The sequence below is a fragment of the Paenarthrobacter histidinolovorans genome, assembly GCF_014647595.1.
Classification (GTDB): domain Bacteria; phylum Actinomycetota; class Actinomycetes; order Actinomycetales; family Micrococcaceae; genus Arthrobacter; species Arthrobacter histidinolovorans.
Genome location: NZ_BMPM01000001.1, coordinates 272,833 through 299,789, shown reverse-complemented (window position 1 = coordinate 299,789; position 26,957 = coordinate 272,833). Strand labels below are relative to the sequence as shown.

The following is a 26,957-nucleotide window of genomic DNA, read 5'->3' as shown; positions in this document are numbered from 1 at the left end:
GCCAGGCAGATCCGTATCACCGCGGCACCGGAACCGAGGCGAGGATGCTCCCCAGGACGTCATCAACCTGGATCCCGTCCATCTGGGCTTCAGGCCGGAGCCCCACCCGGTGCCGGAGGCACGGAAGTGACAGGGCCTTGACGTCGTCAGGGGTTACAAAGGTCCGGCCGGACAGCCAGGCCCACGCCTTGGCTGTATTGAGCAGGGCGGTGGCACCACGGGGGGAGACGCCCAGCTGGAAGGACGGAGCGGACCTGGTGGCCCGGACAATGTCAACGATGTACGACAAAAGTTCAGGAGCAACGGCAACCTGTGCCACTGCAGCCTGCGCCGATGAAAGGTCCGAGGCTCCCGCCACCGGCCGCACCCCGGCCGCTGCAAGGTCCCGCGGGTCAAAGCCATTGGCATGGCGTCGAATCACCTCGATTTCCTCTGACCGTCCGGGAAGCGGCATGGTCAATTTGAGGAGGAAGCGGTCAAGCTGTGCCTCCGGAAGGGGGTAGGTTCCTTCGTACTCCACCGGGTTCTGGGTTGCGGCCACGATGAAAGGTACGGGGAGTGGGCGCGAAACACCGTCAACCGACACCTGCCGCTCTTCCATCGCTTCGAGCAAGGACGCCTGGGTTTTGGGCGGCGTCCGGTTGATTTCGTCCGCCAACATGATGTTGGTGAAGACGGGGCCTTCGCGGAACGTGAATTCCGAGGAGTGGGAGTCGTAGACAAGCGAGCCCGTCACATCGCCTGGCATGAGGTCAGGGGTGAACTGAACGCGCTTGGTATCCAGGCTCAATGCGGTGGACAGCGCCCGTACCAGGAGCGTTTTGGCCACACCGGGTACGCCCTCCAAAAGGACATGCCCGCCACAGAGCAACGCGATCAGCATTCCGGTGACCGTGGGATCCTGCCCGACGACGGCCTTGCCCACTTCGGCACGCACGTTCAGCAGCGACTGGCGTGCCGGGTCCTCGGCAACCGGACGCGGGCGGCTTTCGTCGCTGGCCGGTACGTGGTTGTGCGGTGCCTGGTTGTGCGGTGCTTGGTTGTCCGGTGCCTGGTTGGCCTGCTTCATGGGGTCGTCTTGTGTCGCAGGGGCGTGTTGTGGCATCGCCCCGCCCGTGTACTGGTTGTTTGAGTCCGTGTAGCTGTTCGGCTGGCTGCTCATCGGGTTCTCGCCTCCTGTTCTATTCGTTCAAGCTTTTGTGCCCACTGCACCAGTTGTCCTTCGGTCCCGGGCATGAAGTCGACCAGGACCCACCGTAGTTCCGGGGCCGGCCGCTCCAGTCGTCGCGCGCATGCGTCTACTACGGCGTCCGTGGTTGCGTCGGCTCCGAGGTTGAAATGGCGGGCGAGGCGGGTCAGGGTCCCTGCCCGCAGGTTCCCGGCCGCACGCTCCACAGCCCGTGCATCCTGGTAGAGCCGGGCCCTTCCTTCAGCCGATTCGGCTGCTTTGACCACGACGGGAAGGGGTTCGAAAACGAGGGGGCCCAGGCGCCGTCCACGCCAGCCGATTGCCAGCAGCGCCACGATACCCAGCCAAGGCCCCGCGAAGGCCAACCATTTGGGCGCAAGTTCGCTGAGTGTGGGAGCCGTATCGCTCGCGGAAATGTCCTTGACGCCGGGCAAATACCAAATGAGGTCGGGGTTGTTCCCCAAAGTGCGAAGAGCCAGGGCGGCGTTGCCCTGCAAGGCAAGGTGCTCGTTGTCCACCAAATCGGTGCTGCCCAGGACCACCAACGTGCCGTCTGCGGATGCCGCGTACAAACCGGGCCCGTCACCTCGGCTGGAGTAACACGCTTCGGGTCCCGAATAGACGGAGCCCTGCGCCGACACCGGGCCCGAGACCGTGGCGTCCTCCACGGCGCAGGCGGGTTCGATGACCGTTTGGCCCTCGGGAATCACGCCGCCGGGACGGAACCCGGGACCAAGCCCGTTGAGTGTTCGCAGCCTTGGCGTGACCACCACCACGCGGTCTGCGGCCGCCGTGAGGTCCTTGAGCCGGGATTGGTCCAGGTATCCGCGGGGGTCATAGAGGAAGAGTGTGGCCTGGTCCTTGTCCGACAACGCCGACACAGTGTCGTCGTAGGAATCCGTGGTGGTCAGGGCCACTCCGTGCCGTCCCAGGATCTCCGCTGCGGCCATTGCCCCGTCGGGGGCAGGGTTCCGCGCGGAGAGCGCCCGGGGGTCGGTCGCGCCGGACATGTTGGAGACGGCAAGATACGTCACCAATCCCACCAGAAGCGCGCCCAGCGCAATCCACGTCAGGTGTTTGCGGAACCATCGGGGGAAAGCCTGCCCGGGGGAGGGGACAGGGGGTGCGGGCTCGTGATCCTGCGCGGGCTGGTTGGCGGTCAGTGTCATCGGGGCACCGCGAATCCTGTGTGGACTACGCCGTCGAAGTCGGGTTTCATCGTCAGCAACTCGGCATCCAGCGCGCGGGTGGACTCATAGTCTGCGCGGGTTGCGCCCTGCTCGCCGTACCGGATGGCGTCGAAAAGGAGGGCCGCTGCACCCAGGCGTTGCTGGGCCGTGCTGAAAACCTGCCCCAATTGAGCCGACGCTTCATCGGCAGTCCTGCCTGCCCGGACATCGATGATGTCCCGTTCTTCGGCCGATCGGACCAACGCCCGGAACTGGTCGACGACGGCGGCCGCCCAGTCGCCGTCGTCGGCAGCCGTTGACGCCCGTTTCCGGTAGCCGTCGGCATCCATGGTGCTGTCTGCTCCGTAGATGTCCTCAGTCCGGGATCTCCGGCGCGCATTCAGCCGGGGCCGGACCACAATAACTGCGACGATGATGAGCGCCACGGCGATGGCAACAATCGCGGGCAGGGCGAAGTTGGTGTCCGGGCCTGTTCCGTCTCCCCCCAACGTTGAAAGCCAATCAAGGAAGTCACGCCATAACTGGTCCACCCATCCGGGGCGGGCATCGGGATATTGGGGTTTGGCAAGTTCTTCAAGGGCCCAGCGCCGGGCTTCTTCGCGGTCCGGAGTAACGGGCGGCTCCATGGACAACAAAGGACCAATCACACCCACGGGGGTTGCCGTCATACCTGGGGCCAGCCAACGGGACCCGGCGCAGCCGAGGGGCCGCCCGGTACCCCGTCCGGGTCCGCGCCGGTTTCCAGCATCCTCATCAACTCAACATCAAGGCCGTCACGCCGCATGCGGAGGTCCATGTAGAGCAAAGCCGAGACTGAGGACTGGAAAGCGAACGTAACCGATCCCACGAGGGCTTGGATGGCCGTGGAAATAACGGTGGTAATAACCAGCATGGAAGTGGTGGTTTCGGCATCCGGATGGGGTGCCACAGTCCCGCTGATTAATCCGGCGGCCAGGGATGCCGGGATCTGCACGACCTGGGCGATGATTCCCAGCATCAGGGTTACCACCAAGGTGATCCCGAATATCCGCCACCAATTGTTCTTGGTCAGCTGCCACGATCTGAGGAGGCCGTCGTAAACGCCCGTTTGCTCCACCACTATGACAGCCGGCGCAAGCATCAGCTTCAAGCCGATCCAGAGAAAGACAACCACGGAGCCAAGACCCAGGGGAAGGACGATCAACAGCGCACCGGGTCCCATGGCTGTCAACAACAACACTGCGATGCCCACCACGGCAGCCAAAGCAAGTATCCCGCCGATGGTCAACAGTCCGGCGACGCCCAACAGGCGAAGAATCCGTTTCCCGGCAAGCTTCCACATCTGTTTGAAACCTGTCCGCCGGTTGAGGACGGAACGGGCCACCGGGACTGCCAAAACACCCTGAAGGACAGAGCCCAGGAAACCGAGCAGCAGTGAAACCCCCAGGGCTCCCGCCATCAAAGCGAAAATCGGGCCCATGGCTTCAGCGAAATCAGCCCTGGAGTCCACTGATTCCAAGGAGACCGTCATTTGGACCATCAGCACTGAGATGACCCCGATGACTACCGCTCCCAGCGCCTGGACAATCAACGCCGAGCCGAACATCGAGGCAGCGTTGCGCCGGATCGTCTGGAAGGACCCATCAAGGATTTCGCCGAACTGCAACGGGCGCAGCGGGATGACTCCGGGTTTGGGTGGAGCTATGTACTGGGGCTGGCCATAGGGAGGCCCGGGGGGCCATGCGGGGCCAGGGGCGCCCTGCCAGTTTTGCCCTTGGCCCGGGGGAGCCGGCCACACTGATGGCCCGCCCCACTGGGGCTGGTTTCCCCACGCAGGTTGGCCACCGGGAATTTGACCTCCCGGCATTTGGCCACCGGGCATTTGGCCGCCGGGCATTTGGCCACCGGGCGGCATGCCGTACGGTGGCTGGTTTTCCCACGCCGGCTGGCCACCCGCCGGCGGGCGATGGCCGTGGTCTGGCTGTGACACGTTTCCTCCCCATGAGGTCCGGTCCGCCGACATTCGACGTCCCCCATGCGGACCTTCGCACCCAGCCTATAGTCCCGCCGTCGTCCCTCATAGCCCGCCGCACGAGCCGCGTTTGCGGGCGTGCCGCACCGTGGTGCAGTACGGTGGAACTGCCCCCTTGGGCGCCATGCCGTGCGCGGCGCCCAACAGGACAAAGACTTGGTGATAAGGGAATATATAACTATGAAGGCACGCATTCTGGTAGTTGACGACGACGAAGCACTCGCAGAGATGATTGGTATCGTCCTGCGGAATGATGGCTTCGAGCCGGTGTTCTGCGCAGATGGCGGACAGGCCTTGGAGGTGTTCCGCTCATCCAAACCGGACCTGGTGCTGCTGGACCTTATGCTGCCTGGCTCTGATGGCATCGAGGTATGCCGGCAAATCCGGGGGGAATCGGACGTCCCGATCGTCATGCTCACCGCGAAGTCCGACACCTCCGACGTGGTCCGCGGACTTGAGTCCGGCGCTGATGACTACGTGCCCAAGCCGTTCAAACCTGCCGAACTTGTGGCGCGTGTCCGTGCGCGGCTGCGGCCGGGCGATCAAAAGGCCCCGGAAACCCTGCGTATCGCGGATGTGACCATCGACGTCGCCGGCCACCTGGTGACCCGCGGCGGAGACCGTATCTCCCTGACTCCCCTTGAGTTCGACCTCCTCGTTGCCCTGGCACGCAAGCCGTGGCAGGTCTTCACCCGGGAATTGCTCCTGGAACAGGTCTGGGGCTACCGGCACGCTGCCGACACGCGCTTGGTCAATGTGCACGTCCAGCGTCTGCGCTCCAAGATTGAACGCGATCCTGAAGCGCCCGAGGTCGTTTTGACGGTGCGTGGTGTCGGATATAAAGCAGGTTCCTGAGTCCCCGGCCGGAGAAACCGGCAAGCCTGATGAAGCCCTGGGGGCAGCAGGTCCTGACGCAGAGGGTGCGGGGACCGGGAGTCTGGCTCCGCCGTCGACGGCCGAACCAACACAACCACAGCAGGTCCGGAACCTGCCGTGGCTGCTTTCCCGTGCCCGGATCTGGACCCGCCGCGGGCTGATCCTGGTCCTTCGTGTTTCCCGCCTCGTTACCATCGGCGTACGCCAGATCAAACCGGGGCTGCGCTTCCTGTGGCGTTCGATTCTCCGCCGCTGGCGGCGTTCCATGGAATTCCGCACCGTCCTCACCACCCTGCTGCTGGCCGTGACATCTTTCGCCATCGTTGGCGCCTACCTGTCCAACCAGATAGCCAACAACCTCTTCCAGGAACGCCTGGCCCAAGCTGAATCCGAGTCGCGGTACAACGTCAAACAAGTCCAGGACACGTTCGACGGCGCGCAAGTCACCGACCAGTCCAGCGTCATCACCCTCGTCTACGACACGTTGACAGCAGTCGAAGGCCGCGGTTCGGTCATCCAGCGGAGATACGTTTTCGAAGCGGCGCCGGAACAGACCAAACCCCGCAACCGGTGGGTGGAGTCTCGTGCCTCGGACCAGCTGACCATCCGGGTGATACCCCCCGACCTCCGCAAGGCCGTCCAGGAAGGTGGCAAGCAGCAGTTCTGGGCACCCACCCAATTCCCAGTGGGCAATGAGGACCGCCCCGGAATTGCGGTTGGAAACAAAGTCACCTTCAACGGCACCGTCTACGAGCTGTACCTGATTTACGACCTCAACACCGCGCAGCAGACCTTGGACGAGATCCAGAATGTTTTGTGGGCAGGTGGTGCGGCCCTGGTCCTGATGATCGGTGCCATTGCCTGGTACGTAACCCGGAACGTCGTCAGTCCGGTCAGCCATGCCGCCGTCGTCTCCGAGAAGCTGGCTGCAGGGCAGTTGCAGGAGCGCATGGTGGTCAAGGGCGAAGACGAAGTAGCCCGGCTGGGGGCATCCTTCAACCACATGGCGGCGAGTCTCCAGGAACAGATCACCCAATTGGCCACTTTGTCGCAGATGCAGCAACGCTTCGTCTCCGATGTGTCCCACGAACTGCGCACCCCGTTGACCACCGTCCGGATGGCGGCCGAAGTCCTCTTCGATGCCCGTGATGATTTCGACCCCATGAACAAGAGGTCGGCGGAGTTGCTCTACTACCAGGTTGAGCGCTTCCAGTCATTGTTGTCGGACCTGTTGGAAATTTCCCGCTTCGATGCTGGTGCCGCTGTTCTCGACGCTGAACCCCAGGACATCTTCCAGGTCGTCGCCCATGTGGTGGAAGGCGCGGCGCCGGTGGCGGAAGAGTACGGTTCGGAAGTCCGACTCAACGCCCGGCAGAAGAGCATAGTGGTGGAGATGGATTCACGGAGAATCGAACGGATCCTCCGCAATCTGTTGCTCAACGCCCTTGAACACGGAGAAGGCAAACCGGTCCACATTTCAGTTGCGGCCAACCACGACGCCGTGGCCGTGTCCGTCAGGGACCATGGGATAGGCATGAGCCAGGCTGAGGCGGCCCGGGTATTCGACCGCTTCTGGCGCGCGGACCCCGCACGGGCCCGGACCACAGGCGGCAGCGGCCTGGGCCTGTCGATTGCGGCCGAGGACACCAAGCTCCACAACGGGTGGCTGCAGGCGTGGGGCAGTAAGGGCGCCGGATCCAACTTCCGATTGACACTGCCCCTGCGGCAGGGAGGTTCGATCGTCAAGTCCCCGCTGCTGCTGGAACCTGCCGACATAGATTTCCCCGGCGCCACAAGCGAACGGCATGTACTTGTGCTCGGCACGGACAACACAGGCACCGCGCTTGAATCCCCCTCCGGCAGTGGAGAGCCGGCGGCCCAGGATCACGAACAAGGGGAGAAGCCATGACAGAGTCCGGATCCGGGCGCCGCAGGACCTTCCTGGCATTGCTGGCTGTGGTCCTGCTCCTGCTCTCATCCTGTGCACAGATTCCCCGTTCCGGCCCGGTTGGCAAGAGCAAGGACGAAGGCGCCGGAAATCCCAACGCACCTGTGTTTTTTCCGGCCGCACCACGGGAGGGCTCAAGTCCGGAATCGATCATCGAGGATTTTTACATGGCCGGCAGCGGCTATGAGGACGACTACCCTGTGGCCCGCCAATACTTGACGCAGGCTCAGTCGGTCACGTGGAAGCCGGATAAGCGGGCAATTGTTTTCCGCGAGGCAGAAGTGGTCAAGTCCTCGGTGGAAAATGAGTACCTTTATGTGCTCGACCTCGCCTACTCCGTGGATGCCGACGGCGTTGCAACGCAGTACCCGCCGGGAACCAAGGAGACCATCCCGCTGACGCTCGAACAGGTGGAGGGGCAGTGGCGGATCTCCAAGGTGCCGGACGGAACTGCGATTCCCGAGGAAACCTTCAAAGTGATCTACGGGGCGTTTCCCATCTACTTCTATGATCCAACCTTCACGTATGCGGTGCCCGATTACCGGTGGTTCATCAAAAAGAACACGGTCAAGTCCATGACCAGCGCCTTGCTTGCCGGTCCAGCGCCGTATCTGCGCGGCGCTGTTGTCAGTGCCTTCCCTTCAGGAATGAAGCTCGCCCGTGAATCCGTTCCGGTGGTTTCAGGTGCAGCGCAGGTGGATCTCTCGGCCAAGGAGTTGTTCGACGCCTCAGCCGAAGACCGTCAAAGGATGCAGAACCAGTTGGCTCTCACGTTCCGTAGCCAGCCGGACGTCATCAACGTGCAACTGCGCGCAGACCAGGACCTGGTCCGGGTGGAAGACAATGGCACGGTCCTGCCGCCTGTGGTGGACAAGACAGTTCCGGCCCGCCAGATCGCGGTGAACAACGGCGAACTGGTGCGTTACGAAAACAACCGGATCGCGCCGCTCCCCGACATCCAGTCCGTAGCAGGACTCGGACCGCATTCGCCGGCCGAATCACCGGCATCCCAGACCACCGCCTTCCTCAACGGGGACAAGACCACCCTCTACTCGATCGAACCCGGTCAGCCTGCCCGCCAGCTGACTACCAGAAGCACGCTCACCGGACCGTCCTTCAGCCCCCAGGACTGGGTGTGGACAGCAGGTCCAGGAGCCAACGGGGCGGCAGAAGTGGTGGCCTACAAACCCACCGGAATCGCACCGGGCATGGCAATTCCCAACGTCACCATCACCCCGTCGTGGCTTTCCGGGCGAACCGTGAAGGACTTCAGGGTTTCCAGGGAGGGAACAAGGGCACTGGTCATTTCCGAGGCCAACGGAAAATCCACCGTGCAGATCGCCGGCATCGTCCGTAATCCCGACGGCGTCCCCAAGGACCTCACTGCCCCCATTACACTCATCACCACCGGCGCGGCAGACCAGGGAGTCTGGGTGAACGCTTCAACTGTGGCAGTGATGTCCGCTTCGGCCACGTCCACCGTGGTTCCGGAGTTGCTCTCCCTCGCATCAGGGGAGGCGCAACAGCTTGCTCCCTGGGACGGACTGACCAGCATCAGCGCGGGCAATGGTCCCGAGCAGATCTTCGGCCAATCCGAGGCCGGCATTTTCCAACGGGTTGGAAATGGCTGGGAACTGCAACTCAAAGGCCCCACGGAACCGGCTTTCCCTGGGTGATGCTCGCGGAGGATTGTCCACATAGCACGCGTTGTGGCTTCTTCCTTGGAGGGACCAGGGACAAACTGGGTCAATGATCCTTCCACCCAGCAGTCGGTTGTTCGGCGGAGAAAGACGTCCCGGCCGGGACCCGGATCTGTTGGCGCCCGACCCGGGCAGGGCACCTCGCCGCGGAAGGGACCCCAGACGGAGTGGGCGGTTGATTGCGGCCTTGCACGGCGCGCTGGAAGACCTCCGGACAATTGTGGTTCCCGTCGAATGCGTCTGTTGCGGCGTGGAAGACACCGTCCTTTGCAGAGGTTGTGCCAAACGTGTCCGCCAACTGTGTGGACAGCCCTTCCGGGCAGAGCTGCAATCGCCGGCGCTTGTGGCAGTCGACGGCGGGCCGCGGCTCGGCGTCGTTGCTGCGGGACCCTATCGGGACGAGTTGGCGCAATGCCTGCTTTCGTTCAAACACTTCGGTCAGTGGCGTCTGGCGGGTGTTTTGGCAGGCTGCCTTGGCAAGGCCCTGGATGCTGCCGTTGGCAATGAGACCGGCTTTTGCCTTGTTCCCGTTCCAACCAGCGGCAGCGCGTACCGAAAGCGCGGATTCAGTCCGCTGCATTTGATGCTCCTCATACTGCGTCTGCGCCACTCGCATACCCAAAGCCCGCACCGCGATGTGCTGATGAAGGTCCGGGTCTTATCCTTCCGCAGGGACGGCCGGGGATGCCTCCCGAATTTGGCGTCAGGAGTCGTGGACGCATTATTAGGCAGTCATACCAGGGATGGAGGTTCAGGCCAGAAGGGGCTGGGGCGCGGTGAAAGGTCCCGCAAGGTCAGAGGTTCCATGCGCGTCAGGCGTACACGGACAAGGCTGGTCCAGGGAACGAGGTGCATCCTTGTGGACGACGTCCTCACAACAGGGGCAACTCTTGCCGAGGCGGCACGTGCTGTGGAAGCCGCAGGAGGCGTAGTCTGCGGAGCGGTCGTGTTGGCGGCCACGAGGCCACCAGCCTACGCCTCAATGACGCCAGCACACGACCACCCGTGAAGCTGTTAAGACTCAATCAAAAAATAAGTGGCCAAAGGATGAATAACGCGTTGCGATGAACTAACGTCGATCTTGGGTACCAAGAAAAGATGTACCTGTCGATAGCGGCTCGGAAAGGGGCTCGACTGTCCGTCAGATCAGCCCCTAACAGTGCCGTTGTCGTGTCACCTGAGTTATTTGGAGGGCACCATGGAGTTCATGATCAGCGGACGAAATCTGACAGTTTCAGACCGCTTTCGCGAATACGCCGGCGAGAAAATCTCTAAGATTGAATCGTTGGGGGACAAGGTCCAGCGAGTAGACGCCAAGGTTTCAAAGGAAACCAATCCCCGGCAGACCCCGGGTGAGCTCACCGTCGAAGTGACAGTCCTGGGCCGAGGCCCCGTTATCCGTGCCGAGGCCACAGCCGCTGACAAATTCGCTGCCTTCGATCTCGCGTACAACAAGCTCCTCGAGAGGCTTCGTCGTGCGAAGGACCGGAAAAAGGTGCACCACGGCCGGCACACACCCAAGGCCGTGCGGGAAGCTACGGCAACTCTTGAACCCGCAAGTGCCAACGAGCCTCTCTACGTGGAGGCCAGCAACCATCAGGAGGCCGCTGCGGATGCAGTGGAGCGTTCTCCTTATGACATCGAGAACGACATCCCTGCCGGCGACTCACCTGTTTTGATCCGCCGGAAGGTGTTCCCTGCTGCATCCCTGACACTGGATGATGCGGTAGACAACATGGAACTGGTGGGGCACAACTTCTACCTCTTCCTGGACAAGGAAACCAACGCACCATCGGTCGTCTACCGGCGAAGCGGCTGGACCTACGGTGTAATTACCCTTGATTCCACCTGCGAACCCGGCGAAGATGCCGTCGAGGAGAAAATCCTCGCGTATCGTTCCGACGACCAAGCCGCCACCGCCAAGTAAGGCCTGCCACTGACGAAGGGATACCAATGACCGCTTCGCTGAGCCTCTCACAGGCGCGGCGGATCGCATTGGCAGCTCAAGGATTGGCAAAGGTCCGGCCCGCTGGCCCCGTGACTGCACGGGCAGTGGGCCGGACCTTTGCCCAAATACAGCTTGTCCAGATCGATTCCGTGAATGTGGTCGCGCGCAGCCACTACCTTCCTTTCTTCTCCCGGCTGGGAAATTACGACCCCAACATTCTTTTCACCCTGTCCGCCCGCAAGCCCCGGAAAATGATGGAGTACTGGGCGCACGAGGCCAGCTTCATACGGCCCGAGCACTTCCCGGATTTGCTTCAATGGCAGAAGCGCGCATGGGTGGGGGCGCATCGCCTGGATCCCGGTATACGCCGGGACATGGAGGATCGAATTCTGGCGGTCTTGAACGGTGGTCCCCCCATGACCGCCTCGGAACTCACCGCGAAACTCGGACACACTCCCGTAGCCGATCGCGATAATTGGGGTTGGAACTGGAACATCGTTAAAAGGGTTTTGGAACACCTTTTTGAAGAAGGGCGCGTTTCGGCTGCGTCCCGCACATCCCAGTTCGAACGCAAATACACTCCCACCTCGCGTGTGGTTACCACCTATCCCACGCCTGCCGTGGATGCCGGAGGCGCCCTTGACCGCCTGATTGAGGCAGCAGCCCGGGCACACGGCATAGGCACAGTAAGGTGCTTTTCCGATTACTTCCGGACCCCGCTCAAGGCGGGGGCAGAATCAGTTGGAAGGCTGGTGGGCGCCGGCGTGCTGGAACCCGTGACGGTCCGGGGATGGGAACGGGAAACTTTCAGGCATATCGAAGCCAGACTTCCCCGGAAGGCCGAGGGGCGGGCGCTGTTAAGTCCCTTCGACTCCCTCGTCTTTGAACGTCGGCGTCTTGAGGAACTCTTTGGCTTCCACTACCGGATCGAGATTTACACCCCTGCAGCGAAGCGCCGTTTCGGTTACTACGTGCTGCCTTTCCTGCTCAGGGAGCGCATCGTAGCCAGGGTCGACCTGAAGGCGGACCGTACAGCAGGTCAACTGCTGGTTCGCTCGGCGTTCCGGGAGCCGGACGCGCCGGCGGATACCGCCGTCGAGCTTGCTGCTGAACTAGGGCTCATGGCGGCATGGCTCGGCCTGCATGATGTAGTGGTATGGCCGGCCGGGGATCTCGCGGGCGACCTGGCGGAGGCTGTTACCGGACGGGCAACGCTTCCCTACGCAGAACCCCGAAACGCCAGTCCGCTCAGAGGTGAACCCGGCCACGCTGCCTTGGTCTCTCCCGTAGACTGAAACAGCCAGAATTCGGCAGCATGAGACTGGGAGCACTTTCACGTGGCATCACTAATCGAAAAACTTCTCCGCACGGGTGACAAAAAGACCCTTAAGCAACTGCGGAACTATGCCGATTCCATCAATGCCCTGGAAGACTCTTTCAAGTCCTTCACGGATGCCGAACTCCGCGCCGAAACGGACGTTCTACGGTCCCGGTACCAGGATGGGGAGACGCTGGACGCATTGCTGCCGGAAGCCTTCGCCGCCGTGCGGGAAGCTTCATCCCGAACCTTGGGCATGCGCCACTTCGACGTGCAGCTTATGGGCGGTGCCGCACTTCACCTGGGCAACATCGCTGAAATGAAGACCGGTGAAGGCAAGACCCTCGTCGCTACGGCGCCGGCTTACTTGAATGCGCTCACCGGCAAGGGCGTGCACGTAGTGACCGTCAATGACTACCTGGCTGAATACCAGTCCGAGCTCATGGGCCGCGTCTATCGGTTCCTCGGCCTCACCAGCGGCTGCATCCTCTCCAATCAGGATCCAACGGTCCGCAGGGAGCAGTACGCAGCGGACATTACGTACGGAACCAACAACGAATTCGGCTTCGATTACCTCCGGGACAACATGGCCTGGGACGCCAGTGAGCTGGTTCAGCGCGGACATAACTTCGCGATTGTGGATGAAGTCGACTCGATCCTCATCGACGAGGCCCGTACGCCGCTCATTATCTCCGGTCCGGCCCAAGGCGACACGAACCGCTGGTACAGCGAATTCGCGAAGGTTGTCCTCCGGCTCCAGCCCGATGTCGACTACGAAGTGGACGAGAAGAAGCGAACCGTCGGAGTCCTTGAGGCCGGTATTGAAAAGGTGGAGGACTACCTCGGGATCCAGAACCTTTACGAATCGGCCAACACCCCGCTTATTGGCTTCCTGAACAACGCCATCAAGGCCAAGGAACTTTTCAAGCGGGACAAGGACTACGTCATCCTCGACGGCGAGGTCCTGATCGTTGACGAGCACACCGGACGTATCCTGGCCGGACGCCGCTACAACGAAGGTATGCACCAGGCCATTGAGGCCAAGGAAAACGTCGAGATCAAGGCTGAGAACCAGACCCTCGCCACCGTGACTCTGCAGAACTACTTCCGCATGTACTCAAAGCTCTCCGGCATGACCGGCACGGCAGAGACTGAAGCCGCCGAGTTCATGAGCACCTACAAGCTCGGTGTGGTTCCCATCCCCACCAACCGTGACATGCAGCGCATCGACCAGTCGGACCTCGTCTACAAGAACGAGGTTGTGAAGTTCGACGCCGTCGTGACGGATATCGCCGAGCGCCACGAGAACGGCCAACCCGTGCTGGTCGGTACCACGAGCGTTGAGAAGAGCGAATACCTCTCCAAGCTGCTGGCCAAGGAAGGCATCCGCCACGAAGTCCTGAACGCGAAGAACCACGCCCGGGAAGCATCCATCGTTGCCCAGGCAGGACGCAAGGGCGCTGTAACGGTGGCAACCAACATGGCTGGCCGCGGTACTGACATCATGCTGGGCGGCAACGCCGAATTTACCGCCATTGCCGAGCTCGCCAAGCGCGGACTGGACCCGGAGGAGAACTCCGAGGAGTACGAGGCCGCGTGGCCCGAGGCCCTCGCTGCAGCGAAGCAGGCCGTCAAGGATGAACACGAAGAAGTGCTGAACCTGGGTGGGCTTTACGTCCTGGGTACGGAACGACACGAATCCCGCCGCATCGACAACCAGTTGCGCGGCCGCTCCGGACGCCAGGGCGACCCCGGCGAGTCCCGCTTCTATCTCTCACTCACGGACGACCTCATGCGGCTGTTCAACTCGGGGGCGGCTGAGCGGCTCATGAACAGCTCGGTACCTGACGATGTCGCACTTGAGTCAAAACTTGTCTCACGTGCCATCGCCTCGGCCCAGGGACAGGTGGAGGCCCGCAACGCGGAACAGCGTAAGAATGTCCTCAAATACGACGACGTCCTCAACCGCCAGCGCGAAGCAATCTACGGCGACCGCCGCCGGATCCTTGAAGGCGATGACCTGCACGAAAAGGTCCAGTACTTCCTTGAAGACACCATCAACGCCCTCATTGATGCAGCAACGGCTGAAGGCAACGGCGACGATTGGGACTTCAACCAGCTGTGGACGAACCTGAAGACTCTGTACCCTGCGACGGTTACCCCGGATGAAGTCATCGAGGAAGCCGGTGGCAAGTCGAGGATTACGGCTGATTTCCTGCGCGAGGAAATCCTCTCCGACGCTCGCCTGGTCTATCAGGCACGCGAAGAAGCCATTGGCTCCGAAAGCATGCGTGAACTGGAACGACGTGTTGTGCTGTCGGTCCTTGGACGCAAATGGCAGGAACACCTCTACGAGATGGACTACCTCAAGGAGGGAATCGGTCTCCGCGCAATGGCCCAGCGCGATCCCCTGGTTGAATACCAGCGCGAAGGCTTCGTGATGTTCCAGAGCATGATGGAGGCCATCCGCGAGGAGAGCATCGGCTTCCTGTACAACCTCGAAGTGGAAGTCACTCCCGCCGAAGATGTCGTAGTGGCGGATGACTCGGCAGCCGGGGGACATACAGAACATCACGATCCCCAGATCCGGGCCGCCGGCCTGCAGGCTCCGGAGAAACCGGCCCAATTGCAGTACACCGCTCCCGGTGAGGATGGCGCTACGCAGACCCGGATCGAGGGCCGGGCGTCCGGTCGTTCAGGGAACCCTGCCAAGGCAGCAGGCCAAGATCAGCGCAAGCCGGCGAAGAAGAAGCGCCGCTAGAACTGAAGTCGGGGCGATCCCCGGACCTACTGGTCCGGGGATCGCCCCTTCGCTATATCCGGACTTGTGAACTACTGCCCGGACTTCTGAACTGTTGCCGGACTTCTGAACTGCGGCCGGGACTTCCATGGACTCAGCCGATCTCCAACGCAGTGACCTGCCAGACACCGTCTGTACGCTCGAGACGCATGGCTACGGCCCGGCAGCGGCCCTCCTCAGCAACCACGATGCTGGCTTCGCAAATTGATTCGCTGATGGAACAAGCGCGAACCGAACGGACCATCGGGCTGAGGTGCGGTTGTGGACTTCCCTTGCTGCGCGCAGCGTGTTTGCGTGTCAGGGCCGCTCGATGCTGAAGCGCCAAATAGCACTCCGGGTCCAGCGAACGCGACAACTGGACCAGTGGACGCGTGCCTGCCAGAACCTCAAGGGCAGCCTGTGCGATACTTCGCGCCACCAGCCGGATGTCTGTGTCGGCCCCTCTTCTCGTGCCGGACGAAGCGCTGGCACGTTGGGGGCCCTGGCGGATTGGGGGCCGGCTTGCTGTTGCAACGGACATGGTCATACCTCTGGCATTCACTACATGAGCCAAAGCGCGGGGAACGCTTATGCTCGGGTGGCTTCTGCTGGGATGACGCTGGGGTTTGGCTGTGAGGCTTGGTGCCGCCCCTGAGTAGGCGGCTGTTGTTTTGAGTCAGGGTGAGGCTTCTGCCTCTATGCAGGACCGGGAGGTTGAAGGATTTGGCCCGGAAGCAGCACAGCCGGGTTATCACCTATAACGGAGCGGTTCGCGGCGTACCATTTTGGCCAAGCTGCCGCAATATCCACGTCAGTCGAAAACGGTGCCAGCCTCGACGCGGCTATGGACCAAAGCGAGTCCCCGGCCTTTACCTCCACGGCGTTCCCTGTTCCGCCTGCCGCACCGCGGGATCCCGGCTGGCTGAGCAGCCCTGGACCAACCACGGGTGGCCGGGGGCGCCAGCTCGGATCGGGCGTGGTGGTCGTTGCGTTGCTGCTGTCAGCTCCACCCGTGGCCGCAGGAGACAGGGCCGAGGGGACTGTGCTGGCGTGCGAGGAGGTTGGAATCCACTCCGGCGTCGGTGGAACGCTAGCCTGAGCCAGGCCACCGCCGAAGAGGTTCATGCCCAGTACGGCTATTGCAAGCCTGACCATGAACGGGGGACTGAACTTGGAGACGACAGTGGCGCCTTTGCTGGCGCCCACCCTGTGGAGGAGGGCGGCGAGAAATGCCATCACCAGGGTTAGCACCCACCAGGCAACTATCGCTGTTCCTGTAACGCTGGCGGCAAATCCAGCCAACAGGTCAAAGGAAAAATTCTGATGATGTCGCTGGGCGCTCTGCCACTGGCCCGACAGGATGTTGCCTGTCAGGGCCAGAAGGAGTCCCAGCCCCAGGATCGCCGCAGCGAGTCCGGTGTCGCTACGCAAGGATCGTGCCATTCAAAGCCCCCAAGCTTCGTTTGATGCAATTAGATACAGTTTGATGAATCTGGTCCATTCTTGGCACACTTTTGCATGCATGTCCAATCGCGGTTCTGCCCGGACGGGCGGGGATTGGTTTTCGTTCCGTAATGCAGCCTAGTCTGACCACATGAGATGGGACTCTCTTTTCAACGATTTGGAAGCACAATTTTTGGCTGAACGCGCCCTGGAGAGGGAAGCGGAGATCACCGAACGCGCCAGAGTGGAGCTGGCGGCGATCCAACTGGCCGATCGATTACGTGCCGTGGGTGCCGCAAGGGTCAAGGTGGTGCTCTCCGGCGGTGCCACGCTCCTCGGGGCCATTACCCATGTGGGAAGTGAGTGGCTGGTCCTGACCGAGGGCATCCGGCAGTGGCTGATTCCCTTCCCTTCGGTCCTCAGTTATCAGGGGCTGGGGCGGTTGGCGCAGCAGGCCACCCCGCGGCTCCAGCGTCCGCTGGGTATGGCCACCGCACTGAGGGCATTGGCCAGGGACCGGGCGTCAGTCGTTGTCCATCTAGGGACGTTCGCCAACGGGGGCCTTGAATTGAGCGGTGTCATCGACCGGGTGGGTCGGGATCACTTCGATGTCGCTGTAGTGCAGGACGGCGAAGTCCGGCGGGCCGGACAGGTGGCCAGTGTTGTCACTGTCCCTTTCGGCTCGCTCGTGGCGCTCAGCTCAATCAGCGGCCCGGAGCTCTAGGTGCTTCGGCCGCCCGCCTGGCCTGACTTGGATTTGGCTTCTTCTATCATTCGGCTGGCTTCGGCGTATCGGTCCTGAATGTACTGTTCGAGCATTGTTTCTTCGATGCGCCATTGTCCGCGCCCGCCCACTTGGATTGCTTTGAGCTCTCCGCTTCGGACGAGGGCGTACGCCTGCGGTGAATTTATCTGGAGCTGTTCTGCGACATCGGCCAATGTCAGGAATCGGGGCATGGCTCCATTTTGCCATTCATACCGGCGTTTGGTGTAGTTATCCACAGTTTCGGCCCATTTGGACCCAAAGGCTTTGGGTTGAATATCGACCGCCGGTAAGAATGGGGAGGCAGGTCCGCCGACCATGCCTCTCAACACATTCCTGGGGAGTAGACCATGGGTCCAAGTGCAACGTTTGCCGCCGCACGAATCAGCAAGCCGTCGTGGAAGGATCCCCGGCTGCTGATAGGTGTCCTGCTGGTGCTCCTGTCCGTGGCGGGAGTAGTTGCCCTGGTTGGAAGTGCTGACAAAACGACGCAGGTTTACGCCGCCCGGGAAGAAATCGCTGTCGGCCAGGCGGTAACCACTGATGACCTTTCCGTCGTCAAGGTCCGTTTGGATGAGGTTGAAGAAGGCTACATCACGGTTCAGGATGGCCTGGACGCCGGGAAGGTCGCCCTGCAGCGGGTGGCCAAGAACCAGCTGCTGCCCCGTGAAAGCCTCGGCACGGCTGACGCGCTGGACAGAAAGCCTGTGGCCATCGCCATGGACGGGGAGTTGCCGGACCAGGCGGGAGCCGGGTCGCGGGTGGATGTCTGGGTGGCCATGCCTGGATCGGGTGCAGCCTATGATGAACCGCAACTTCTGCTACCAGGCGCTGAGATTGCCCGGATCGTTCCTGGCTCTGCCACATTGGGTGCGTCAAAGACCACCACGGTGCTCGTGCTGGTCACGGACCAGCTAATGCCGAAACTGCTCGGTGCCCAGGCCAACAAAGCCAAAGTTTCCGTGGTTTGGAACCCGGCGGGCCGGGTCCTATGAGTATTCCCGTCGTTACCGTTGGCGCCGCCCAGGAAGCCGTTGTCGAAGGGCTCGAGCGCCTGCACGGCCCCGTGACGGTTGTTCGTCGCTGTTCTGAACTCGCTGAACTGATGGCTGCCTGTCAAAGCGGCTTGGCGCTGGCGGCCATAGTTGGTGAAGGTTGCGGGGAACTCACCACGACGTTGGTGGACAGGCTTGCGGCAGTCGGCGTCTCTATCGTGGCCCTGACCGATAGCTTGGAGGAAGCCACCCGGCTTCGCTCCATCGGAGTAGTCGCCGCATCTTTGGATATTGAACCCCAAGCACTCGCTGACGAGATTTCCCAGGCAGTGGCACGTGCCAGCCACTATGGTCGGGCCGACAGCGGTTTCGGCGGAGGGTTCGCGGATCCGGGTGTCGAACCTCTCGTGCTGCCGCTGCCGGTCGGGAATGAAGAAGAGGCCAGTGGGAAGGGGCGCATCTTCGCAGTGTGGGGACCAACAGGGGCTCCGGGCAGGACTTTGCTTGCTGTAAACATGGCGGCGGAGTTGGCTGCAGACGGCCAGTCGGTCATCCTCGTGGACGCGGACAGCTATGGGGCCAGTGTGTCGGCGATGCTGGGTCTGCTGGACGAGTCGGCTGGTTTGGCCCAAGCGTGCCGACTCGCCGACCAGGGCCTGCTCGATGCCAATGCTCTGGAAGGTACCGCCAGCCGCGTCTTCACCAAGGCTGGTTCTTTTCGCGTCTTGACCGGGACCACACGGGCGGATCGTTGGACCGAACTAAGGGCCGGGGCTCTGACCCGGGTTTTGGAGAGAGCCAGGCAGCTGGCCGACATCGTGGTGGTCGACGCGGGCTTTTGCCTTGAATCCGACGAGGAACTTAGCTTCGATACTTTGGCTCCCAGGCGCAACGCAGCAACCCTTCGCAGCCTGGAACTGGCCGATGTTGTTTTCGCCGTGGGGTCGGCGGATGCCATTGGCGTGCCACGGTTGGTGCGGGGTTTGGCTGAGTTGGCCGTGGCGATTCCGCAAGTGTCTCCACGAGTTGTGCTGAACAAGGTGAAGCGATCAGCAGTGGGACATGCCCCTCGCCAGCAACTGGAGGATGCCTGGAACCGATACGGTCCCGGTACGGGCATCGACGCTTACCTCCCCTCGGATCCGGTCGCTTGCGATACCGCGTTGCTCACAGGATCCGTGCTTTTGGAATGTGCAGCGGATTCAGACCTTAGGCTGGCCATTGCGAGCCTCGTATGTGCTCCTGTCCAGCAAAAGCGCAAATCCTTTGGACGAAGTACCAGAGCCGCGAAGCGCCTTAAGCGCTAGGCTCGGCATGTGGGCTGCAGAGTCGCAGCAATAAACTTGTGATGGAGGCGTTTGTCGATGTCGTCAGGATCCAGCGTGGAGGATCGGTCCGATGCAACAGTTGTCCGTGAAGGATTCTTCGGTGACTACTACGAGCACCTCGCGGAGGAGGATGCACAGGCATATTCCCCGGAACTGTTGATCTCCCGGGCCACCAAGCACAAGGCGGTCGCCCAGTCGCGCCGCCCGGGAAACGCCGTGGTGGAAATCGGCAGCGAATCGGACCGTAACGTTGTTTATATCGTCACGGATGACATGCCTTTCCTCGTCGACTCCGTGAATGCAGAGCTCGTCCGCCAAAACTGCGCCATCCGTATGGTCATGCACCCATTGTTCGTGGTGACCCGTGACCGGGTTTCCGGCGAAATGGGGAGCGTTTCGCGGGTTCCATCCACTGTGGGTATTTCCAGTGGCGACACCGCTGCGCTGCCCAGCATCGCCCACCTTCTCGGTGATGGTGACAACGCCTCGCACATGGAGTCGTGGATCGCCGTCGAAATTGACCGAGTCAGCGATGATGCCCGCGAGCAACTCATCGAAGGCCTGCATCGCGTCCTGGGCGACGTGCGGGCCGCCGTCGAGGACTGGCCGAAAATGCGCAGCAAGGCGCTGGAACTGGCCGAAGCGCTCGGGGGAGTATCCCATCCTGAACAAGTTGCTGAGCTACGGCAGGCGCAGGACCTTCTGCGGTGGCTGGACAACGGCAACTTCACCTTCCTGGGATACCGTGAATACGACCTCGTCGACGAAGACGGCGAGGACGTCCTGCAGCTTCGTGAAGACAGTGGTCTGGGGCTTCTCCGCGCGGGAGACACCACCCGACAGGTACAACACCTGACCGATGCGGGCCGCAAGCGGGCAAGGGAGAAGCGCGCCCTCGTCATTACCAAGGCAAACTCGCGCTCCACGGTCCACCGCCCCGCCTACCTCGATTACATTGGCGTCAAGAGCTTTGACGCTCAAGGCAACGTCAACGGTGAACGCCGGTTCATCGGGCTGTTCGCCACCAGCGCCTACACCGGTTCCGTTCGCAGCATTCCAATCGTCCGGGACAAAGTTGACGCAGTACTGAGGAATGCCGGATTCCCGATTGACTCGCACTCCGGCAAGGACCTCCTGGGCATCCTTGAGACCTACCCCAGGGACGAACTCTTCCAGATTGAGATAGCGGATCTTGCGGCAACTGCCACGGGGATCCAGCGCCTGCAGGAGCGCCGCAGGACGAAGCTGTTCCTGCGGCCCGATATCTACGGCCGCTTCATGTCCGCCGTTGTCTACCTGCCCCGCGACCGCTACACCACAAGCGTTCGGCTCCGGATTGAGCAGGAACTCCGTGAGACGTTCCAGGCCGAGACCATCGACTACGAGGCACGGATTACCGAATCGGCGCTTGCCCGTGTGTTCTTCCGGATTCGGTTGCCCCGCACCGCTGAGCTGGCGGAAGTGAACGTCCAGGAACTCGAGCACCGCTTGATGAGGGCCTCCAGGTCCTGGAGCGAGGGCATCACGGAGGTGCTTCGCGAGCACCACCCTTCCGAAAGCGCAGACGCCCTGGCCGCTCTCTGGGCCGAGGCGTTTCCCGCTGGCTACCGCGTGGACTATGAGGTCGAAGACGCACTGCAGGACATCGAACGCTTTGAGAAATATGGTGCACAGGCGGAGCGGGCCGGCGAAGCAACACGGAACGTGAAGCCCGGCGTCCACGTCTACCTTCCCGAGGGCGCGGGCGAGGCCTTGGAGGAGGACGCCCGGGTCAAGCTCTACCTGATGGAGCCCAAGAGCCTGAGCCAGATCCTTCCCTACTTCCACAACCTTGGCCTGGAAGTACTGGACGAGCGGCCATTCGAGATCGAAACGGCTGATCATCGTGACTTCTTCCTCTACGACCTGGGCCTTAAGTACCCCACAGGAGTAAACCCCCTGGCCACCGGCAGCCTTTTGGCCGAGTCCTTCGGTGCTGCGGTCACCGGCGCGGTGGAATCAGACAATTTCGATCGCCTGGTGCTCCGCGAAGGAATGCACTGGCGTCAGGTAGTGGTGTTGAGGGCCTACGCCAAGTACATGCGCCAAATGGGAAACACCAACTCCTTCGGCTTCATCGCCGATACCCTGCTGGGAAACCCGGACGTTGCGCGCGGACTCATTGAACTCTTCTCGGCACGGTTCGATCCTTCAGTGGCCGCTGATGCGCGGGACGAACGCCAGGACACAGCGCGGGCTTCCCTCGCTGAGTCGGTGGAGCAGGTTGCCACCCTGGACGCCGACCGTGTGCTGCGGACCTTCATCAACCTCATTGAGTCCACGCTGCGAACCAACTACTTCCAGAACAAGGACTACCTCAGCTTCAAGCTGGACCCGACGTCCATTGAGGGACTGCCCTTCCCCCGTCCCATGTTCGAAATCTGGGTTTACTCCCCGCGCGTGGAAGGGGTGCACCTGCGCTTTGGCAAGGTGGCCCGCGGCGGTCTCCGCTGGTCGGACCGCAGGGAGGATTTCCGGACCGAGATTCTTGGGCTGGTCAAAGCACAGACCGTCAAGAACGCCGTTATCGTCCCGACGGGCGCCAAGGGCGGGTTCTTCGCGAAGAAACTGCCCAACCCTGCAGTGGACCGCGCCGCGTGGATGGCCGAGGGTATCGAAAGCTACAAGACTTTCATCAGGGGCTTGCTGGATATTACGGACAACCTCGTGACCTCGGCCGACGGCGAAAGGCTCGTCCCGCCGTCGGACGTTGTTCGTCACGACGGCGACGATTCCTACCTGGTGGTGGCGGCCGATAAGGGCACAGCTACTTTCTCTGACACCGCAAACGGCCTCGCGGCTGAGTATGGCTTTTGGCTGGGCGACGCCTTCGCTTCCGGTGGTTCGGTGGGCTACGACCACAAGGCCATGGGCATCACGGCCCGCGGAGCCTGGGAGTCGGTCAAGCGTCACTTCAGCGAGCTTGATCTCGACACCCAGACCGAAGAGTTCACTGTAGTTGGCGTTGGCGATATGTCAGGTGACGTTTTTGGTAACGGCATGCTGCTTTCGCGCCACATCCGTCTGGTGGCGGCCTTCGACCACCGCCATATCTTCCTTGATCCCACACCTGATGCAGCAGCATCCTTTGCTGAGCGGCAGCGGTTGTTTGAGCTGCCCCGTTCTTCCTGGGACGATTACGACCGTGCACTCATCAGCGAGGGCGGCGGTGTGTATGCGCGCCAGGCAAAGACAATTCCGGTCTCCGAACAGGTGCGGAAGTCCTTGGGCTTGCCCGAAGGAACAATCCAACTCAGCCCGCCTGAACTGCTCCGCGCAATCCTGCTGGCACCGGCCGACCTTCTCTACAACGGCGGCATCGGAACCTACGTCAAGGCGAGCACGGAAACCCACGCAGCAGTCGGCGATAAGGCCAACGATTCCATTCGTGTGGACGGGCGTGACCTGCGGGTCAAGGTTGTCGGCGAGGGCGGAAACCTCGGGTTGACGCAGCGCGGACGCATTGAAGCCGCGTTGCAGGGCGTCATCCTTAATACGGATGCGATCGACAACTCAGCAGGCGTCGATTGCTCGGACCACGAGGTCAACATCAAGATCTTCGTGGACCGGATGGTAGCCGCCGGCAAGCTCCAAGAAACTGAAAGGGCCGCCTTCCTCGCCGACATGACCGATGAAGTCGGAAGGCTTGTGCTTCAGGACAACATCGATCAAAACATCCTGCTGCTCAATGACCGGACGCGGGTGGCCGACTGGAGTCCAAGTTATGAACGACTTATGGACTGGCTGGAGAAATCCGCCGACCTCAAGCGAGACCTTGAAGCGTTGCCGACCACGGACACTCTTCGTGCCCGATTGGAACAGGGCCAGGGCCTGACGTCACCGGAGCTCGCGGTCCTCGCGGCTTACGCGAAGATTGAGCTGGGTACTGCGTTGCGTGAAAGCAACCTGGCTGATGACCCCTGGTTCTCGGACACCATCCGCAACTACTTCCCGAAGCAGTTGCGCGAGAAGTTCGACGCCGACCTGGACACCCACCCGCTGCGGCGCGAGATCATCGCAACCGTGGTGGCTAACGACATCATCAACCTGGGCGGCATCACCTTTGCGTTCAGGGCCATCGAAGAAACGTCCGCCAACGAAGTCGCAGTGGCCAAGGCATTTGTAGCCTTGCGCGAAATATACGACCTCGACCCCATGGTGGCCGAGCTGAATGCGCTGCCGGCGTCGTTCCCCACTGAGCACTGGAGCGAAGTCCATCTGGACATCCGCCGTCTGCTCGACCGGGCAGTCCGTTGGATCCTGGGACAGGGAATGGCGTCCCAGCCGATTGCCAGCGTCGTGGATGCGTTCAAGCCGATGATGGAACCTTTGCGCGCCAAGCTTCTGGATTACCTGCGCGGCGAGGACAAGGTCCGCATCAATGGTTGGCTCGATAAGGCGCTGAGCTGGGATCTCCCGGAACACCTTGCCCGCAGGTGGGCGGAGCTCTTCGAAAGCTACGCCCTGCTGGACATCGCCAGGATTGCCCAGACCGGCAACGACACCGTGGAACATGTGGCACACGTTTACTACACGGTGTTCAACCGCTTCCATGTGGACTCATTGCTCGAACGCATCAGCTCCCTTCCGCGCGATGACCGTTGGCAGGCACTTGCCCGGGCGGCTCTACGGGATGACCTGTATTCGACCGTTGCAGATATGACCACGTCGGTCCTTGAAGCAACCGAACCCAATGCATCTGCAGAAGAACGGCTGAAGGCCTGGGAAGGGCTGAACGCCGAGCAACTGGGCAGGGCGAAGACCATGTTTGATGAGGTCAACGCCCTCGAAGCCGACGACATGGCCTCACTGTCGGTAGCATTAAGGCTCTTGAGGTCAATCGTCCGACGCTAGGAACTTCCCCGCGTCGAAAATGGAGGTGCAGTGGCAATCTTTACAGACCCCATCAGGGAACACGCTGATTTCGGGCCTGGAGATGCCGAATGGCTGCACCTCCTCGTCGGTGACTGGCAAATGGTCGCCGACTTGGCTTTCGCTGACCTTGCTCTGTGGTTCCCGCACCCCGAGTTTGGCTACATTGCCCTCGCCCACGTCCGTCCGTCAACATCGCATACGGTGTTCCACGCGGACTTCGTGGGTGAGGGCATCCGCTCGGATCTCCGGCCCTTGGTGGAGAAGGCATGGAACAGCAGGGCCATCGAGCGTTCAAGCGAAACCAGCTGGAGCAGTGAGATGGCCCTCCGTGTTGAAGCGGTTCCCATGGTCCGCAACGGAAGAACACTCGCCGTCGTGACCTCGCACATGGACCTCTCCAGCTCCCGTATGCCTTCGCGGCTGGAACTGACGTATCGTCAGTGTGCCTACGACCTCCTTCGCATGGGCACTCTCGGGCTGTGGCCGGACTTCGCTTCCCCGACGGGCTCGCGCCGAGGGGCGCCGAGGGTCGGCGACGGATTGATCCGGCTCGACGCTGACGGAATCGTCCAATACGCAAGTCCCAACGGTGTCTCGGCATTCCGCAGGCTCGGCGAAGTCGAGTCGTTGGAAGGCCGTTCGTTGGCCGAAGTGACTGCGGGCCTGCTGAAGGACCGGCGAATGGTCGACGAGACACTGCCCTTGGTGGTCACGGGCCGCATGCCGTGGCGAAGTGAAATTGAATCCAGGGGCGTCAGCCTTTCCCTGCGTGCTATCCCGTTGCGCGACGAACAACATCGCTTCGGTGCCCTTGTGCTGTGTCGCGATGTTTCCGAGCTCAGGCGCCGGGAAATGGAGCTTGTCACCAAGGACGCCACGATCCGGGAAATCCACCACAGGGTCAAAAACAACCTGCAGACTGTGGCTGCCCTCCTGCGCATGCAGTCAAGGCGCATGGTCAGCGATGAAGCCAAGCAGGGCCTCGAACAAGCGATGCGGCGAGTAGCCACGATCGCACTGGTGCATGAAACTCTGTCCCAAGGTCTGACGCAGAGCGTTGACTTCGATGAGTTGATTGGGCGGCAATTCCGGCTGTCGGCCGAAGTGGCCTCGCCTTCCCAGCAAGTGAGAACTGAGCGGTCCGGGTTGTTCGGGGAGCTGCCCAGCGATTTTGCGACCCCTCTGGCGCTTGTCATCAACGAGCTTGTCACCAATGCTGTCGAGCATGGACTGGAAGGCCGGACCGGGACTGTGTGGCTGGTGGCTGACCGGGCCGAAGGCGACGGCAAGGATGAGTTCCTGACTGTAACCATTGCCGACGACGGCGTTGGGCTGCCGGATGGCCAGTACACCGAGGGTTTGGGCTTGCAGATTGTCCGTACCCTGGTCACCAGCGAGCTCGGCGGCAGTATCCAGTGGAGCCCAAGGGAGGGCGGCGGCACAGCCGTGGAGATTGTCCTCAACCTCGCACGGGCTTGAGGCCCTTATGTTCTGCCTGCAATAAACAGAAAGGCCGCGGACCATTCGGTCCGCGGCCTTTCACTGTCCTCGAAACTAGGAGGCGCGACGTGCGCGAGCTGCGCGACGCTTGAGTGCACGCCGTTCGTCTTCACTCATTCCGCCCCAAACGCCTGCGTCCTGGCCGGACTCCAAGGCCCACTGAAGGCATGTGTCCACCACGGGGCAGCGACGGCAGACGCTCTTGGCTTCCTCGATCTGGAGAAGTGCTGGTCCCGTGTTGCCGACTGGGAAGAAGAGCTCCGGGTCCTTGTCGAGGCAGGCTGCGCGATTACGCCAATCCATGCTGATCAGTCACTCCATTCGTGAGAACTAGAAGGGCCTTTTGTGAAAACATTCACGAGAGGCTCCAAAGGAAAGGGGCCCGCATGGGCCCCCTTGGTCGTCTGAGTCAAGCGTTTCATGTTAACGCCTTGTAAACAAGGGGTGTTAGTGGTCGAAATGCTCGGAATCCGTGAGCGATGCATCACATCAGCCGCCAGTGCCCTCACTGCTAGATGACTATCTCCGGTAGTGTGCCAGTGTGTCAAGACCTCCTGTAGACCCCGCCCAACCTCACCCCGGCCACGACGGAAACAACGATTCCGGCCGACAGGCCCGTAGTAGCTCCGGAACCGTTCGTCCCCGCGGGATTCTGATCATTTCCATCGTCGTCGTGCTCGAAGCAGCTGCCTTGCTGGCGGCCGCGGCCTGGTATGGCTTCGAGCTTCTGAGTGGCGCTCCGGTGCTGACTTTTTGGGGAGCGGTCTTTACGCTGGTCCTTCTGCTGGCCTTCTCAACGTGGCTGTTCGCGGTGGGACATTTCCTGTTCCGCGGGTACAGGTGGACCCGCGCGGCCGCGCTGGTGGCCCAGCTATTTGTCCTCACCATAGGCTTTCCAACCATGACCGGCGGACTCGCGTTCCAAGGGCTGGCCATGATCCTCCCGGCGCTGGCCGCCATCATCTTCCTCTTCCAGAAAGATGTCATCTCTTACGCATCGCGTACAGGTGGATCCGGAGACGTTCTCTAGCCGGTCGCTCGTAAGGCGCTTCGCG

Annotated in this window: 22 protein-coding genes; 13 read left to right on the top strand and 9 right to left on the bottom strand. The window is 61.8% G+C overall.

The features are described 5' to 3' along the window. Nucleotides 1–16: 16 nt before the first annotated feature. From IEY62_RS01345 to IEY62_RS01330, 4 genes are read right to left on the bottom strand one after another with little or no spacing between them, the layout of a single operon-like run. A complete protein-coding gene (locus IEY62_RS01345; RefSeq protein WP_189013252.1) occupies nucleotides 17–1,162 on the bottom strand; it encodes an AAA family ATPase in 1,146 nt (381 codons plus the stop codon). Continuing rightward, the gene (locus tag IEY62_RS01340; RefSeq protein ID WP_189013250.1) at nucleotides 1,159–2,358 is read right to left on the bottom strand and encodes a DUF4350 domain-containing protein; all 1,200 of its coding nucleotides are present in this window, start codon (nucleotides 2,356–2,358) and stop codon (nucleotides 1,159–1,161) included. The genes IEY62_RS01345 and IEY62_RS01340 overlap by 4 nt, the downstream gene beginning before the upstream one ends. Continuing rightward, the gene (locus IEY62_RS01335; RefSeq protein ID WP_189013248.1) at nucleotides 2,355–3,047 is read right to left on the bottom strand and encodes a DUF4129 domain-containing protein; all 693 of its coding nucleotides are present in this window, start codon (nucleotides 3,045–3,047) and stop codon (nucleotides 2,355–2,357) included. Before IEY62_RS01335 ends, IEY62_RS01340 begins: the two co-directional genes overlap by 4 nt. Beyond that, a complete protein-coding gene (locus IEY62_RS01330) occupies nucleotides 3,044–4,348 on the bottom strand; it encodes a DUF7847 domain-containing protein (RefSeq protein ID WP_229784989.1) in 1,305 nt (434 codons plus the stop codon). Before IEY62_RS01330 ends, IEY62_RS01335 begins: the two co-directional genes overlap by 4 nt. Before the next feature lie 222 nt (nucleotides 4,349–4,570). Here IEY62_RS01330 and mtrA point away from each other — a divergent pair, with 222 nt between their 5' ends. The 3 genes from mtrA to IEY62_RS01315 are packed head-to-tail and all read left to right on the top strand — an operon-like array spanning nucleotide 4,571 to nucleotide 8,890. Further along, nucleotides 4,571–5,245, top strand: a complete 675-nt coding sequence (gene mtrA, locus IEY62_RS01325) for an MtrAB system response regulator MtrA (RefSeq protein ID WP_189013247.1) — start codon at nucleotides 4,571–4,573, stop codon at nucleotides 5,243–5,245. Beyond that, complete coding sequence (mtrB, locus tag IEY62_RS01320; RefSeq protein ID WP_229784987.1) at nucleotides 5,217–7,175, top strand: MtrAB system histidine kinase MtrB; 1,959 nt, start codon at nucleotides 5,217–5,219, stop codon at nucleotides 7,173–7,175. The genes mtrA and mtrB overlap by 29 nt, the downstream gene beginning before the upstream one ends. Then, complete coding sequence (locus IEY62_RS01315; protein WP_189013246.1) at nucleotides 7,172–8,890, top strand: LpqB family beta-propeller domain-containing protein; 1,719 nt, start codon at nucleotides 7,172–7,174, stop codon at nucleotides 8,888–8,890. The genes mtrB and IEY62_RS01315 overlap by 4 nt, the downstream gene beginning before the upstream one ends. Nucleotides 8,891–8,960: 70 nt before the next feature. On the opposite strand, the gene IEY62_RS21625 is transcribed toward IEY62_RS01315, so the two are convergent. Then, nucleotides 8,961–9,494, bottom strand: a complete 534-nt coding sequence (locus tag IEY62_RS21625; protein WP_229784985.1) for a hypothetical protein — start codon at nucleotides 9,492–9,494, stop codon at nucleotides 8,961–8,963. 3 nt (nucleotides 9,495–9,497) lie between these two features. On the opposite strand from IEY62_RS21625, the gene IEY62_RS21835 reads away from it, so the two are divergent. From IEY62_RS21835 to secA, 4 genes are all read left to right on the top strand, one after another. Further along, nucleotides 9,498–9,923, top strand: a complete 426-nt coding sequence (locus IEY62_RS21835) for a phosphoribosyltransferase family protein (RefSeq protein ID WP_308424475.1) — start codon at nucleotides 9,498–9,500, stop codon at nucleotides 9,921–9,923. A gap of 189 nt (nucleotides 9,924–10,112) precedes the next feature. After that, on the top strand, nucleotides 10,113–10,841 hold the full coding sequence (gene hpf / locus IEY62_RS01305) for a ribosome hibernation-promoting factor, HPF/YfiA family (RefSeq protein ID WP_189013244.1): 729 nt from the start codon (nucleotides 10,113–10,115) through the stop codon (nucleotides 10,839–10,841). A 26-nt stretch (nucleotides 10,842–10,867) separates the two neighbouring features. Further along, nucleotides 10,868–12,157 carry a winged helix-turn-helix domain-containing protein gene (locus IEY62_RS01300; RefSeq protein WP_189013243.1) on the top strand — a complete coding sequence of 430 codons (1,290 nt, stop codon included), beginning with the start codon at nucleotides 10,868–10,870 and terminating at the stop codon, nucleotides 12,155–12,157. 42 nt (nucleotides 12,158–12,199) lie between these two features. Continuing rightward, nucleotides 12,200–14,941, top strand: a complete 2,742-nt coding sequence (gene secA, locus IEY62_RS01295; protein ID WP_189013242.1) for a preprotein translocase subunit SecA — start codon at nucleotides 12,200–12,202, stop codon at nucleotides 14,939–14,941. Nucleotides 14,942–15,074: 133 nt separating this feature from the next. Here secA and IEY62_RS01290 read toward each other — a convergent pair whose 3' ends face one another. Together IEY62_RS01290 and IEY62_RS01285 are read right to left on the bottom strand one after the other, a co-directional pair. Beyond that, nucleotides 15,075–15,500, bottom strand: a complete 426-nt coding sequence (locus IEY62_RS01290; RefSeq protein WP_229784983.1) for an Rv3235 family protein — start codon at nucleotides 15,498–15,500, stop codon at nucleotides 15,075–15,077. Nucleotides 15,501–15,655: 155 nt separating this feature from the next. Further along, nucleotides 15,656–16,402: a LysM peptidoglycan-binding domain-containing protein gene (locus tag IEY62_RS01285; RefSeq protein WP_189013235.1), complete on the bottom strand. Its 747-nt coding sequence runs from the start codon at nucleotides 16,400–16,402 to the stop codon at nucleotides 15,656–15,658. A gap of 151 nt (nucleotides 16,403–16,553) precedes the next feature. On the opposite strand from IEY62_RS01285, the gene IEY62_RS01280 reads away from it, so the two are divergent. Beyond that, nucleotides 16,554–17,126 carry a hypothetical protein gene (locus IEY62_RS01280; protein ID WP_189013234.1) on the top strand — a complete coding sequence of 191 codons (573 nt, stop codon included), beginning with the start codon at nucleotides 16,554–16,556 and terminating at the stop codon, nucleotides 17,124–17,126. Here IEY62_RS01280 and IEY62_RS01275 read toward each other — a convergent pair. Then, nucleotides 17,123–17,359, bottom strand: a complete 237-nt coding sequence (locus tag IEY62_RS01275) for a helix-turn-helix domain-containing protein (protein WP_189014360.1) — start codon at nucleotides 17,357–17,359, stop codon at nucleotides 17,123–17,125. The two genes, IEY62_RS01280 and IEY62_RS01275, sit on opposite strands and share 4 nt — an antisense overlap. Before the next feature lie 156 nt (nucleotides 17,360–17,515). Here IEY62_RS01275 and IEY62_RS01270 point away from each other — a divergent pair, with 156 nt between their 5' ends. Genes IEY62_RS01270 through IEY62_RS01255 form a run of 4 tightly spaced genes read left to right on the top strand, consistent with a single transcriptional unit; the run spans nucleotide 17,516 to nucleotide 25,881 of the window. Continuing rightward, the gene (locus tag IEY62_RS01270; RefSeq protein ID WP_189013233.1) at nucleotides 17,516–18,160 is read left to right on the top strand and encodes an SAF domain-containing protein; all 645 of its coding nucleotides are present in this window, start codon (nucleotides 17,516–17,518) and stop codon (nucleotides 18,158–18,160) included. Next, entirely contained in the window at nucleotides 18,157–19,467 is a 1,311-nt protein-coding gene (locus IEY62_RS01265; protein WP_189013231.1) for an AAA family ATPase, read from the top strand. The genes IEY62_RS01270 and IEY62_RS01265 overlap by 4 nt, the downstream gene beginning before the upstream one ends. 57 nt (nucleotides 19,468–19,524) lie before the next feature. Then, nucleotides 19,525–24,381, top strand: coding sequence for an NAD-glutamate dehydrogenase (locus tag IEY62_RS01260; protein WP_189013229.1), 4,857 nt, complete (start codon nucleotides 19,525–19,527; stop codon nucleotides 24,379–24,381). 30 nt (nucleotides 24,382–24,411) lie between these two features. Further along, a complete protein-coding gene (locus IEY62_RS01255; RefSeq protein WP_189013227.1) occupies nucleotides 24,412–25,881 on the top strand; it encodes a sensor histidine kinase in 1,470 nt (489 codons plus the stop codon). Between the two features lie 75 nt (nucleotides 25,882–25,956). Here the strand turns inward: IEY62_RS01255 and IEY62_RS01250 are convergent, their stop codons facing one another. After that, on the bottom strand, nucleotides 25,957–26,205 hold the full coding sequence (locus IEY62_RS01250) for a WhiB family transcriptional regulator (protein ID WP_003804966.1): 249 nt from the start codon (nucleotides 26,203–26,205) through the stop codon (nucleotides 25,957–25,959). A gap of 238 nt (nucleotides 26,206–26,443) precedes the next feature. Between IEY62_RS01250 and IEY62_RS01245 the strand changes: the two genes are divergently transcribed. Next, complete coding sequence (locus IEY62_RS01245) at nucleotides 26,444–26,932, top strand: hypothetical protein (protein ID WP_189013225.1); 489 nt, start codon at nucleotides 26,444–26,446, stop codon at nucleotides 26,930–26,932. Nucleotides 26,933–26,957: the final 25 nt, after the last annotated feature.